Genomic DNA, 12,988 nt, shown 5'->3' with positions numbered 1-12,988 from the left:
CCGGTCGTCGGATCGACCGCGAACTGGATGTTCGAGCCGCCGGTGTCGACGCCGATCTCGCGGATGCAGCGGATCGATGCGTCGCGCATTGCCTGGTACTCGCGATCGGTGAGGGTCTGCGCCGGCGCCACGGTTATCGAGTCGCCGGTGTGCACCCCCATGGGGTCCAGGTTCTCGATCGAGCAGATGATCACGACGTTGTCGGCCGTGTCGCGCATCACCTCGAGCTCGTACTCTTTCCAGCCGAGCACGCTCTCCTCGACGAGCACTTCTCCGATGCGGCTGCGCGCGATGCCGTCGCCGGCGAGACGCTCCAGATCCGCGGCCGTCCAGGCGATCCCCGAGCCGCCGCCCCCGAGCATGAAGCTCGGGCGCACGATGACCGGATAGCCGACGTCCTCGGCGACGGCGAGCGCCTCGGACGTCGTGTACGCCCAGCCGCCGCGCGGCAGGTCGATGCCGGCGCGGGTCATCGCCTCCGCGAACAAGCGACGATCCTCGCCACGCTGGATCGCCTCGAGCCGCGCTCCGATGAGCTCGACGTCGAACTTCTCGAAGACACCCGATTCGGCGAGTTCGACCGCGACGTTGAGTGCGGTCTGCCCGCCGAGCGTCGGGAGCATCGCCTGGGGGCGCTCCCGCTCGATCACCTTCGCGACGGTCTCGGCGGTGATCGGCTCGAGGTAGGTGCGATCGGCGAACTCGGGGTCGGTCATGATCGTCGCCGGGTTCGAGTTCACGAGCACGACGCGGTAGCCCTCGTCGCGCAGCACACGGCAGGCCTGCGTGCCGGAGTAGTCGAACTCGCACGCTTGCCCGATGACGATCGGGCCGGAGCCGACGATCAGGATCGTCTCGATGTCGTCGCGACGCGGCACTAGCCTTTCCTTCCTCGCGATCGACGCGATCGGGTCATCGTCGAGGGGGGACATATTGCTCTTGAGCTCGTCAGACAATTTGACGTCGATTTGTCAGACAACGCCGCAAGGGAGTGTCGGGGCCCCGGTGAAAACGAACGGCTAAGCATCGGCGCCGGACCATTCGCGAGCGAGCGGCTCGGCCATCAGCGCCAGCCCTCGTAGAGGCCTTTGCCCATGTACTCGGCGAAGAGCGCCCGGTTCTCGGCCGGCGTGAGGAGGCCCATCGCGATCGCGAAGCGGCTCATCCCCTCGAGCGACGCGACGATCGAGCGCAGCTTCTCCGAGGGACTCCGGCCTTTCGATTCGGAAGACGCGTTGGCTTCGTCGGTCAGCTTCGCCTTCAGCGTCATCGCCTTCTCGAACTCGGCGCGCAGGACTTCGAGGGCCTTGTCCGCGAGCGCCTGCTGGGTTTCGGAGCGCGTTGGCGGCGGCTCGGCCGGCTTGCCGGGAGATCCGAGCGTGCGCAAGGTCGGCTTCTTGCGGGGGTCGGTCACGCGTTCGCCTCCATCAGCCGCACGAACTCGTCGAACAGGTACGAGGCGTCGTGCGGGCCGGGCGCGGCCTCGGGGTGGTACTGGACGCTGAACGCGGGCGCGTCGAGGCATCGGAGCCCTTCGCACGTGTCGTCGTTGAGGTTCACGTGGGAGACCACGGTCGCGATGTCGAACGAGCTAGGGTCGACCGCGAAGCCGTGGTTGTGGCTCGTGATCTCGACCGTGTTGGTTTCGAGGCGCTTCACCGGCTGGTTGATGCCGCGGTGCCCGAACTTGAGCTTGTATGTCTTGGCGCCGAGCGCGAGCCCGAGGATCTGGTGGCCGAGACAGATGCCGAAGACCGGCGTTCCGGCGCTCAGGACTTTCTTGGTGTTCTCGATCGCGGTCCGCACCGCCGCCGGGTCGCCGGGGCCGTTGGAGAGGAAGACGCCGTCGAACCCTTGGGACAGGATCTCCTCGGCCGGGTACGTGGCCGGGAACACCATCGCGTCGCAGCCGGTCGCGGCAAGCAGCCGCAGGATATTGGTCTTGATGCCGTAGTCGTATGCCGCGACCGTCAGCGCCGGGCCGCCCTCGCGCTGAGCCGCATCGAGCCCGCGGTACGGCTCCGGCGTCGTCACCGGGTCGACCAGGTTCAGCCCGGTCATCTCGGGGCTGCGCAGGACCTCGCGGCGCAGAGCGTCGGCATCGAGCACATCGGTGGAGATCGCACCGCGCATCGCGCCGAGCGAGCGGATGTGGCGCGTGAGCCGTCGCGTGTCGACGTCCTCGATGCCCACGATCCCGGCATCGGCCAGGTAATCGTGCAGCGAGCCGGTCGCCCGATGGTTCGAGTAGGTGCGAACCGCCTCGCGGACGACGAATCCCGCGACCCGTACGCGAGAGGACTCGACGTCCTCGCCGTTGACGCCGTAGTTGCCGATGTGCGGATACGTCATCGTCACGAGCTGGCCGTGGTAGGAGGGGTCGGTCAATACCTCCTGGTAGCCCGACATGCTGGTGTTGAAGACGGCTTCTCCGGTTGTCGTTCCGCGCGCGCCGAAGCTGCGGCCACGGAAGGCCGTGCCGTCTTCGAGGACGAGGAGCGCGTCGCCCACTACTTCCCCTTCCGCGCCTTGCCCTTCGCGATCGCCTTTCGTTTCGTGCGCGCGCGCTTCGCCCGCTCGCGATCCTTCGCCCAACGCACCTTCGCCCTATCACCCTTGCCCATGCACGACCTCCCCATCTCGAACGGTGAACTTCCCTCTGAGCATCGTATGAACGACCTTCCCTTGGAGCTCGCGGCCGGCGAACGGCGTGTTGTCCGACAGCGACGCGAGCCTCGCCGGCTCGACGACCCATCTCGCTTCCAGGTCGAAGACCACCAGCGTCCCCGGAGCGCCGGCCGCGACCGGGCCGCCGTGGCCGTCCAGACCGCGGATCCGGGCCGGTGCCGTGCTCATCCGGTCGACCAGCTCGCTCACGGTCAAGCGCCCGGGTACGACGAGCTCGGTGATGAGTACCGCGAGCGCCGTCTCGAGGCCGAGCATCCCGGGCGGCGCCTTGTCGAACTCCTTCTCCTTGTCCTCTTGCGCGTGCGGCGCGTGATCGGTCGCAACGCAGTCGATCGTCCCGTCGGCGAGCCCCGCGCTGAGGACCTCGATGTCGGCACGGGTGCGCAGCGGCGGCGCGACCTTGAAGACCGGGTCGAACGAAGCGACCAGTGTGTCGGTGAGCGACAGGTGGTGCGGCGTGACCTCCGCCGTCACCCGCACGCCGGCCCGCTTCGCGACGCGGATCAGCTCCACGCTTCCGGCCGTGGACACGTGCGGGACGTGCAGGCGGGAGCCGGTCAACTTGGTGAGCGCGAGGTCGCGGGCGATGATCAGCTCCTCGGCCTCGTCGGGGACGCCGGGGATGCCGAGGATCCCCGACACCTCGCCCTCGTTCATCGAGCCGCCTTCGGCGAGGCCGCGGTCCTCAGCGTGGTTCGCGATGATCGCGTCGAACGCCTTGGCATACTCGAGCGCGCGCCGCATCAGACCGGAGTCCTGGACACACTTCCCGTCGTCCGAGAAGAAGTTCACCTGCGCCTTCGAAGCGTGCATCTCGCCGATCTCGGCGAGCTTCTCGCCCTCCAGATCGACGGTGATCGCTCCGACCGGGAACACGTCGACGAGGCCGACGGCGCGTCCGATGTTGAAGACCTGCTCGACCACGGCGGCCGAGTCCGCGACCGGAGTCGTGTTCGCCATCGCGCAGAGGGCGCCGTATCCGCCGAGCGCCCCGGCGCGGGAGCCCGACTCGATCGTCTCGGCGTCCTCGCGTCCCGGTTCGCGCAGGTGCGTGTGCAGGTCCACGAGCGCCGGCGCGACGACCAGCCCCGTACAGTCCACGACCGTCGCGCCGTTTTCGGGCAGCGACGAGCGGACCTCGGCGACGAGACCCTTCTCGATCCGGACGTCGAGCATCCCGTCCGTCCCGCTCGCGGGGTCTACCAGCCGCCCGCCCTTGAGGAGGATCGCCTTAGACGGTATCGGGCACCTCCTCCTTGGCCTCGGGGCCGCCGAGCATCAGGTACAGGAGCGCCTGACGCACCGCGATGCCGTTGGTGACCTGATCGGTGATGACGCTGCGCGGGAACTCGGCGACGTCGGCGGCGATCTCGACGCCGCGATTCATCGGGCCGGGGTGCATGATCAGCGAGCGTTCGGGCAGCAGCGCGGCACGGCGCCGGTCGAGCCCCCAGATCCGGGCGTATTCTCGCAGCGAGGGAACGTAGCCCCGCTTCTGCCGTTCGAGCTGCATCCGGAGCAGGTAGCAGACGTCGAGCTCCGGCAGGAGCGGGTCGAGCTCGGTCGTGACGTTCGCGCCCCAGGTCTCCACGCCGGGCGGCAGCAGGGTGGGCGGCGCGCAGATCGTGACGTCGGCGCCCATCGTCTGCAGGCCGAGCACGTCGGAGCGCGCGACCCGGCTGTGCACCACGTCGCCGACGATCGCCACGCGCAGCCCCTCGAACGACGGGAAGTGCCGGCGGATCGTGAACAGGTCGAGGAGCGCCTGCGTCGGATGCTCGTGCATCCCGTCGCCGGCGTTGATCACGCTGGCGCTGACCCACTCGGCGAGCCGGTTGGGCGCGCCGGCCGAGGAGTGCCGCGCGATGATGCAGTCGACGCCCATGGCCTCGATCGTCTGAGCGGTGTCCTTGAGCGACTCGCCTTTCTCGACACTGGAGCCGCCGGCGGCGAAGTTCAGAACGTCGGCGCTCAGGCGCTTCGCGGCCAGCTCGAAGCTGGTGCGGGTGCGGGTCGAGGCCTCGTAGAAGAAGTTGACGACCGTCTTGAGTCGCAGGGTCGGGAACTTGCGCCCCATGTTGTCGCGGAAGAACTGCGACGACTGAAGAACGCGCTCGATGCCGTCGGCGTCGAGGTCTCGGATGGAGAGCAGGTGCTTGATCATCCGATCACCTCACCGAGGTCGACGGCGTCTTCCCCGTCTACCTCGCTCATGCGGACCTGCACCTCTTCGTTGTGGGCGGTGGGGATGTTCTTGCCGACGTAGTCGGCGCGGATCGGGAGCTCGCGGTGGCCGCGGTCGACAAGCACGGCGAGCTGGACGGCCTGGGGCCGCCCGAGGTCGATGAGCGCGTCCATCGCAGCGCGGATCGAGCGACCGGTGTACAGGACGTCGTCGACCAGCACGACGATCTTGCCGTCGATGTCCGGCACCTTGACCGGGGCCAGCGGCGCCGGCTCGCGCATGCCGATGTCGTCGCGATAAAGCCCGATGTCGAGCGAGCCGGTGGGGACCTCGACGCCCTCGATCTCCGCGATCAGCGTGGCAAGCCGCTGGGCCAGGGAAACGCCGCGCGTCAGGATCCCAACGAGCGCGACCCGAGAGGCGCCCTTGTTGCGCTCGATGATCTCGTGGGCGATGCGCGCAAGGGCCCGAGCGACGTCGCTCGAGTCCATGACCGTGGCCTTGGGCGTGAAGGTCTTGGTCAGGTGGTTCGCCTCCCCCGGTGGGAGCCCGGGGGGAAGGCCGGCAAGAAAAACGCCTGCCGCGGCTCGCGCGTGCAGGCTCTTTTGCTCGTCACTTCTGCCTTCTCCCTTCCGGGCCTCTCAGGACCCGCTCTTAAAGGGTTCGCGGCAGTATAGCATCGCCGCCGTCGGATCCGACCTGCGGAACCCCGGGCTGGGTACATATATCGAGTGGCGGACGATCTCGTCTCAGTCGTTCTCGCCGCCGGCGCCGGGACGCGCCTGCGGCCTTTGACGACCTTCCTTCCGAAGGCGCTCTGCCCGATCAACAACGTGCCCCTGGTCGACCTCGCTCTGGCTCGGGCCGGCCGGGTGACGCCCGATGTGGCGGTCAACGTTCATCACTGGCGGGAGCTCATGGAGACGCACCTCGCCGGTCGCGCCCATGTCTCCGTCGAGGATCACGAGGCCCTCGGAACGGCAGGCGCGCTCGGGAACCTGCGGGAGTGGATCGCGGGGCGGGATGTGCTCGTGATCAACGCCGATGCTTGGCATAACGAAGACCTCACCGCCTTCGTCGAGGATTGGGACCGGGAGCGGATCCGCCTGCTCTGCGTTGACGACGCGGCCCGGGGTGACTTCGGAAGCCTCCGTCTTGCCGGCGCGGCGCTGATGCCGTGGGACGACGTCGCGACGCTCGAGCCGGTCCCGAGCGGCCTGTACGAGGTGTCGTGGCAGCGCGCCGAGCGCGAAGGACGGCTCGACCTCGTCGTGAGCGAGACGCCGTTCTTCGATTGCGGCACGATCCCGGAGTATCACGCCGCCAATATGGCGGCCTCGGGTGGGCACAACGTGATCGGCTCGGGCGCCGTGGTCGAAGGATCGATCGAACGGACCGTCCTCTGGCCCGACGTGCACGTCTGGTCGAACGAGCGCCTCGTGGGCGCGATCCGCCCGAAGGATGGAGTGACGTTGGTCGCCGAGCCGGCGGGTGTCGGCGATGCCGTCTGAGATCGAGTCCGGGCTCCGCGCGTCGGCCCGAGCGTCCTACCTCGTCTCAGCGAAGCCGCTCGCGAGGAGAAGCGATCCACTCTCGAGGCCGAGCATCCGTCGTTCCTGAGCCCGGTGGCGGCGGAGGAGGGTTGAGGTAGTTGGACGTCTCTAGCGGCGGCGCGCCCAGGCTCGTGTCGGGCGGCGGCGGATCGTCCGAGGAGAAGAGCGGCGACGTCGGAGCCGGATCGCTCTGAGCGCCGAGCCGCACGATGCGCGCCACGGACGGAACCGGGCCCGCGGGCGTGTCTTTCATGATGAAGAGGTAGTAATAGCCGGGCGGCGCGATCGCGCTCGCACCCGGCGCATTGCTCGGCGGAGCGATCGCCGTCAACGCGCCGTCAGTGGCCGTGAGGGAGAGTCGCAGCGTCCGCGCGTCGGAGTCGGTCACATGCTGCGCCGAAGGCAGCCGTGACAGCACGACCTCCGAGATGGAGCCAGCGTCCGGCGTCTCGATCGTGAATCCCTCGCCCCACGCGATCCCGCGCTGCACACCGCCGATCGCCGGCCTCGGCCCACGGAAGAGGTACGGCGGGCTGAAGACCTCGAACGACGAGTCGCGATCGTTGTTCGCAGTGATCCCGGGCGCCACGTCGTGTGCGGTGATGGCGAAGGGCGGAGCGCCGAGGGGGAACGGTGCGTGACCGCCCACCAAGACCCGGCCATCCGGCAGGAGCACGGCGGCGTTGTGGTAGGTCCGATCCCGGCCCGCGCTCGCCATCCGCTTCCACGTCCCTGTTTCCGGGTCGTACAACTCCGCTTCGCGGATCGGGCGCTCGAGCCCCGACGTGACCACGGCATCGCGATCGGCGCCGGAGACCGCCAGGACCTCACCCGTCGGCAGCGTCACCGCGGAGGAGTACCAGCGTCCGTGGTTGAGGTTGCCCGTCCGCGCGTTGGTGATGTTGCCCCCGCCGTCAAGCGTCGTCAGCGTCGTGATCGGCGTCCCCACGTAGCTCCCCGGCGTCGGCAGGAACAGCGTGCCGCCGACGTCCATCACCGTACCGCGGTCGTACGGCGGTTCTAGCGGAAGCATGACCTGGGCGGCGCCGTTGCGCGCCCCGAACGGAGCGAGGCCGTGCATCGTCCATCGACTCGTCTGCGGATCCCACGACCGCTGGAACCCCCACAGAGCTTCGTCGATCGCCCATCCGGCCGGGGTCCACATCTGGCCGGCGCCCGTGTAGAGGATCTTCCCATTCGGCATCAGCATGACGCGCGCGACCATCGGGAGCGACGTCTCGGACGACGGCCCGGTGTAGTTCTCGGTCCACGTGTCCGTGGCAGCATCGAACGTTTCGGTTCGCAGGACTTGACTCATCTGCGTGTTCTTCGCGACCTTCGTGGCTCCGCTGAACACCGACACGCTGCCGTCCGGGAGCGTGACTGCGGTCGGATACCAACGGCCGAACTTCATGTCGCCGACCTGACGGTACGTGTTGGTGGCGGCGTCGAAGATCCGCGTTGCACGGATCCCCTCGACCTCCGGGAATCCGAGATCGGCCGCATCGCCCTCGTCGCGGTCCAGGACGCGCGGCTCGTTGTAGTAGTCGGTTCCGCCCGCGATCAGGAGGCGGCCGTCCGGAAGCTGCGCCTGATCGGAACAGAAGAAGTCGAGGTCGTTGGCTTGGGGGTCGTCGGGCGGGTCGCTCGGGTTCCGCGCCGGTCCTCCAAGCGTCCCCCACAAGGAGCCGACCCGGCCGTCACCCGGTCTCCCGGGGGCCCCGAGGTTTCCCCACGGGTCGTCGCCCAAGGTCGATCCGGGAGCGATCGCCGTGTTGTTACCGCTCTGCGTCAGCGAGAGCCACGACGGCGTTCCGTCCGTGAGCTCGAGCACCCGTGACTGGGAGTTCCGGAGCCTTGTGCCCAGCTCGCCGGACGAGTACCGCCAACTCTCCGTGCCGGCGAGGCCGTCGGCGTACCAGATGCGGCCGTCCGGCAGAACACCGGCGTTGACGGCCGTGGGCTTGCAGATCATCTGGCCATCGGGGCCAGCGGGATCCTGGACGCAGCGTTCTTGGCCGGCGCCACCCTCCTCGAAGGGCGCGGTCCACTGCCCGATCACCTCAGGGCCGGGGAGTGGTGCGGCCACGGCCCCGAGCTGCAGGGCGCCAACGACGACTGCCATCAAGACGGCCAGGCCGAACCCCCGCGATCCCGTCGCTCTCCCCCGAGTCGCTGACCGTCCTCCGCGTTCCGTTCTGTTTTCGCTGTTCACGGCCGTCATCCTGCGCCGGCAGCGAGGGCGAATCATCCCCTAGATGGGGGATTCATTGCTTCGATCGGGACCCCCGGCCTTCTCCGCGGCGATCCCTGCCAATGCGGCGCGAGAGGAGATTCCCAGCTTCGCGAACACGTGGGAGAGATGAGTCTGGACCGTGTGCTTCGAGACGAACAGACGCTCCGCGATCTGAGGATTGGTCAGCCCCTCAACCGTCAGCCGGGCCACCTGCTGCTCGGCATCGGTGAGAGCCCCCCATCCCGTCTTCGGCCGAGCGCGCTTCCCACGAGCGCCGCGCCGGATGCCCGCGTCTCGCACGGCCGCTGTGATCCTCCGCACATCGTGGGCGGCGTGGACGCTCTCGTAAAAGGCCAGCCCCTCTTCGAGAAAAGCCCGAGCCTCGGCCAGCTTCCCCCTCCGAATGAGGGAGCCGGCAGCGTCTTCGCACGCTCGCGAACGCTCGACGATCCGAGGCGTTTCACGATACGCCTCCACGGCCGCGATCAGGGCATCGGGATCGTCATCGACGAGACCGCGAGACTGTCGAGCAACCGCCGCGGCAGAGTGCACCTCGGGTGCCAGTTGGGCGCCGCGCTCCGCTTCGGCCGCGACGCCCTCCGCGCGGTCTCGGTCGCCGGCCTCGATCGCCATCCGGACGAGATCGGCGAAGACGGGACGCGACGCGATATATCGACAGGACGCATATGCGTCCCATGCTTGGATGAGCACAGCCAACGCCTCGGGGCTCCGCCCCAACGCATCGAGATGCATCGCTTTCGTCCAGGCGAGGGGGATCATCCCCCACTGTGGCCCATGGTCCGTGATGAAATCGTCCATCCACCCGATCTGGCGACCGGCATCTGCGGTGCGACCGCGGTGTAAGTCGATCTGAGCCAGAGCGACATGGGCGCCGAACAGAACGTCCGTCGAGTCGGACCCGTCCCGAACAAGCTCGACTGAGGTCTTAGCTTCGGCGGCCGCCTCGTCCCAGGCCCCGGCATGGAACCCGACGAAGGCATGGAATCCGCCGTAAGGGGCCACCAACCCTGCGATGCCGCTCTCGCGATCCATCTGCAGTCCCTCACGACAAAACGCTTGGGCTCCTGCAAGGTCGTCGGAATCGAGATACACCTGGGCGGCGATCGCGAAGAGGAGGGGGATGGGCGTTCGGATGCGGCGGTGGATGTCGAGCACCTCGTCCGCCAATGCCCGCGCCTGAGAGATCTCGCCTCGTGCGAGAAGCGCGGGGGCCAGGGTGATGAGACCACTCGCGATGACGATCAACTCGCTGTAGTCGACCCCTTCTCCGCGAAAGCGCGCCGGGGAGTCGATGTCGCGTGCTCGTCCTTTCGCGACGACCGCCGCGGCGTGTTCCTCAGCCGCGCCGAAGTTGCTGGTACGCATGTAGGCCGCCGCCAAAAGCGCACGGACCACGTAATACGTCCATCCGTCCGCACGAGGATCGGCGATGATGCCTTCCAGCACGGGGATGCTCTCTCGGGCGCGACCCTTTCGCATCTTCGCTTCCGCGATCACCCAGGCCCACCTGATCGATCCGGCGTCGGTGGCGCGTGGAACCACCTCGTTCGCGAGCCGTTCTGCATCATCGACCCGCCCGATCGAGATAAGCGGATAGAGGATCTCCTGTTGGGCAAGGAGTCTTCGATCAGCGGGTACGCCAGGCAACTCGATGGCCTTCTCGTAGACCGCGACGGCCAAGGGCGTCGCCCGGAAACGGATCTCGCTCGCGAACGCGATCGCATCCTCGAAGAGCTCCGGAACACCGAGATCGAGGCCGCGCAAGAAATGCTCCGCCACGCGAGCAACCGCGGAGCCGGACGACCGAAGCGCGCGCGCGGCGTGGTTGTGCATCGCAGCACGATGAGGCGCAGGGATGTCCTGGTAGATCGACTCGTGGATGAGGTCGTGCCTGAAGGAGATCGTGCTCCCCTCCGCCTCGACGATCCGCGCCGCGATCGCCGGCGACAACCGTTGGAGCGTCTTGTCGACCGTGTCCCCCGTGACCGCCAGGAACTCGTCCAACGGAAACGATGAACCGAGGATCGCCGTCTGCTTCAACAGATCCAGAGACTCGGCCGGAAGGAAGCTGATCCGTCTCAGGATCGTGAGTCGCAAGGTGGGCGGAAGCTGCATGGTCGTGACGTCGGCAACTGCGTCACGGACGTCGAGCTCCTGGTCCTGAAGAACAGCGCGTGCGATCTCGGTCACGTACAGCGGATTCCCGCGAGCGGACGCGATGAGCCCGAGTAGGTTCGGCCCAGGACGCGCGCCGATCAAGCCTTCCGTCAAGCTCGCGATCTCGTCCTCTGCGAGTGGCTCGAGCCGCAACTCGACGCCGTGCTCCTGCGTTGCGGCACCGATAAGCCGCGCCAGCGCTTGCGACTGCGGATGCGGCCGGTAGGTGCCGATGAGCAGCACCGGCAGGTAAGCCAGGCGACGACTCACTCCCAGGATCCCTGCGAGTGTGGCCGCATCCGCCCAGTGCAGGTCTTCCATCACAACGCACGCGGGGCGCGAGAGCGCGAGCTCCTCGACGAGATCGACGAACGCGTCCAACAATGCGACGTCGCTCGTCGGCCCGTCCGATCTGACCAGTTGCTCCAGCGCCTTGCCGGCAGATGGCAGCTCCCCGGCGAACCTTCTGAGGGCGTCCGCCACGCCCCCGAAAGCGCGCGCTCGCTCCAGCTCTTCTGCGCCACCATGGAGCACGGTGAAGCCGGAACTGCCTGCGTCGGCGATAACTTCCTGAACGAGACGGCTCTTGCCGATGCCGGCTTCTCCCTCGACCAGGACCACGCGCGAAGCGCCGGCGCGAACGTCGGCGAGCGCTTCACTGAAGAGCGAGCGCTCGGCGTCACGGCCGACGAATGCGGCCGCCTTCTCGACCCCGAGCGTCATGCTTCCCCCTCAGCCCTAACGCGGAATCCTACTTCCGTGGGCGGCACGGAGGGCAAGTGCTACGGGGCGGCTCTATCCGATGTCTCGAGCGCCGCCTGCAACGCGTGAAGCATCCCGAGCCAGCCGCTGAACGGCATCAATCGATCCTCGTCATCGGGCTTCGCACCGTCGCGCGGAAGCGTGATCGTGCCCGTGGGCGGCTTGCTGTGATCCAAGTGGATGAGGATCAGCATGTGACGATTCTCACTGCCCCCAATGACACGAACATCCCTCACCTGAGGGATGTTTCCGCGCGGCGCCCCTCTCAGAGTGGCACTTGTCCGATATGGGGGAGGGAGACATGCGGAAGGCACAAAGGAAGGCGCTGGTGATGACAGCGTTCGTGTTCGCCGTCGTCGCGCTTGCCGGGATGGTTTCGACCGAGGCCAGCGAGATCTGCGCAGGCCCGAGCTACCAGGTCTGCGTCCTAGTGAACGAGCCCGGTGTCTATTCGGGCGGGAAGGCGAACGGCGTCATGCTCTATACGGGGCCCACCGTGGGCGGCCACGTCCTGCTCGAGTGCAGCAGCTCGGACAACGACCAACTTCACGCGAACGTCTACGTCGCAGACAACTGGGTCGCATACAACCCAACGTTCGACCGTCAGATCTGTTCCTAGGCCGAAGCCTCTAGCGCTGAGTCCCAAGCGGGGTGAACCCGTGCTGGTCAAGAGCGCCACGATCAAGGGTTGTCCTAGGGCTACGCCAGAGGGGGTGATATGTGGCGGGATGCGCAGTCTGAAGGCTGTGACGGACGAGGATCTTAAGGGATCCGACGTAGTTGGTAAGGGGGATAATCGATGCGTCGCAAACTGATTGCTGTCGCCATCACGATCAGTGCAATGGCAGCGTTCTTTGCTCCTCAGGCGAGCCACGCCGGGCCATGGGATCAGATCCCACTTCTGCCGGGTGACTTCGTTCTCGAAATCACAGGCTCGGTGGCGGGCTCGAGTGGCCTTTCGTGCCTGAGTGTGGACGTAAGGACCGAATGGTTCGCCGGCATCCTCGATGTGACCCTGTATGACCTTCTCGAGCCGACCGTGACTCCGGTGATACAGGTGGATCTCATGTATGAGGTTTCTGGGCAAGCGAAGACGATTCCCGGGGTTTATCGCCAGAGCCATTCCTTCGATCGGGCGGGAGAGGCACTCGATCTCCATCTCCAAGGTTGGGGCATCCCGTCCGACGCGGAGTTCACGCCGGACTGGTTCTGCACCCTACGGGTGACGGTCGACGCGGACAACGAACACGCTGAAAGCAACGAATCGAACAACACCGATCAGAAGGCGGCTTTGCTTCTGGGATAAGGCAAGACGTTACCGAGCGAGGGTCGAGTCTCGAACTCGACCCTCGCTCATCCGCTCAGCCCTGAGCTCGTCGATCTTCG

General features: G+C 67.3%; 12 protein-coding genes. 3 read left to right on the top strand and 9 right to left on the bottom strand.

What is annotated here, in order from left to right:
• The 6 genes from carB to pyrR all read right to left on the bottom strand — a co-directional run.
• On the bottom strand, positions 1–878 hold an 878-nt coding region (gene carB, locus WEB06_00690; protein MEX2554132.1), incomplete at its 3' end, for a carbamoyl phosphate synthase large subunit.
• A gap of 185 nt (positions 879–1,063) precedes the next feature.
• Entirely contained in the window at positions 1,064–1,414 is a 351-nt protein-coding gene (locus WEB06_00685) for a hypothetical protein (GenBank protein MEX2554131.1), read from the bottom strand.
• Positions 1,411–2,511 (bottom strand): glutamine-hydrolyzing carbamoyl-phosphate synthase small subunit, encoded by a 1,101-nt coding sequence (gene carA, locus WEB06_00680; GenBank protein MEX2554130.1) that lies wholly within the window; start codon positions 2,509–2,511, stop codon positions 1,411–1,413. The genes WEB06_00685 and carA overlap by 4 nt, the downstream gene beginning before the upstream one ends.
• 99 nt (positions 2,512–2,610) lie before the next feature.
• The gene (locus WEB06_00675; GenBank protein ID MEX2554129.1) at positions 2,611–3,864 is read right to left on the bottom strand and encodes a dihydroorotase; all 1,254 of its coding nucleotides are present in this window, start codon (positions 3,862–3,864) and stop codon (positions 2,611–2,613) included.
• A 55-nt stretch (positions 3,865–3,919) separates the two neighbouring features.
• Positions 3,920–4,852: an aspartate carbamoyltransferase catalytic subunit gene (locus tag WEB06_00670; GenBank protein ID MEX2554128.1), complete on the bottom strand. Its 933-nt coding sequence runs from the start codon at positions 4,850–4,852 to the stop codon at positions 3,920–3,922.
• Positions 4,849–5,397, bottom strand: a complete 549-nt coding sequence (pyrR, locus tag WEB06_00665) for a bifunctional pyr operon transcriptional regulator/uracil phosphoribosyltransferase PyrR (GenBank protein ID MEX2554127.1) — start codon at positions 5,395–5,397, stop codon at positions 4,849–4,851. The genes WEB06_00670 and pyrR overlap by 4 nt, the downstream gene beginning before the upstream one ends.
• Positions 5,398–5,604: 207 nt before the next feature.
• Here pyrR and WEB06_00660 point away from each other — a divergent pair, with 207 nt between their 5' ends.
• A complete protein-coding gene (locus WEB06_00660; GenBank protein ID MEX2554126.1) occupies positions 5,605–6,384 on the top strand; it encodes a sugar phosphate nucleotidyltransferase in 780 nt (259 codons plus the stop codon).
• A 46-nt stretch (positions 6,385–6,430) separates the two neighbouring features.
• Here WEB06_00660 and WEB06_00655 read toward each other — a convergent pair whose 3' ends face one another.
• The 3 genes from WEB06_00655 to WEB06_00645 form a co-directional block, all read right to left on the bottom strand.
• On the bottom strand, positions 6,431–8,551 hold the full coding sequence (locus tag WEB06_00655) for a galactose oxidase-like domain-containing protein (protein ID MEX2554125.1): 2,121 nt from the start codon (positions 8,549–8,551) through the stop codon (positions 6,431–6,433).
• A 129-nt stretch (positions 8,552–8,680) separates the two neighbouring features.
• Complete coding sequence (locus WEB06_00650) at positions 8,681–11,563, bottom strand: AAA family ATPase (GenBank protein MEX2554124.1); 2,883 nt, start codon at positions 11,561–11,563, stop codon at positions 8,681–8,683.
• A 59-nt stretch (positions 11,564–11,622) separates the two neighbouring features.
• Positions 11,623–11,796: a hypothetical protein gene (locus tag WEB06_00645; protein ID MEX2554123.1), complete on the bottom strand. Its 174-nt coding sequence runs from the start codon at positions 11,794–11,796 to the stop codon at positions 11,623–11,625.
• Positions 11,797–11,903: 107 nt separating this feature from the next.
• Here WEB06_00645 and WEB06_00640 point away from each other — a divergent pair, with 107 nt between their 5' ends.
• Positions 11,904–12,221, top strand: a complete 318-nt coding sequence (locus WEB06_00640) for a hypothetical protein (protein MEX2554122.1) — start codon at positions 11,904–11,906, stop codon at positions 12,219–12,221.
• 180 nt (positions 12,222–12,401) lie between these two features.
• Positions 12,402–12,908 carry a hypothetical protein gene (locus WEB06_00635; GenBank protein ID MEX2554121.1) on the top strand — a complete coding sequence of 169 codons (507 nt, stop codon included), beginning with the start codon at positions 12,402–12,404 and terminating at the stop codon, positions 12,906–12,908.
• Positions 12,909–12,988 lie beyond the last annotated feature (80 nt).

It is taken from the genome of Actinomycetota bacterium (assembly GCA_040905475.1).
Lineage (GTDB): Bacteria > Actinomycetota > AC-67 > AC-67 > AC-67 > DATFGK01.
This window is presented reverse-complemented; position numbering and strand designations above follow the sequence as displayed.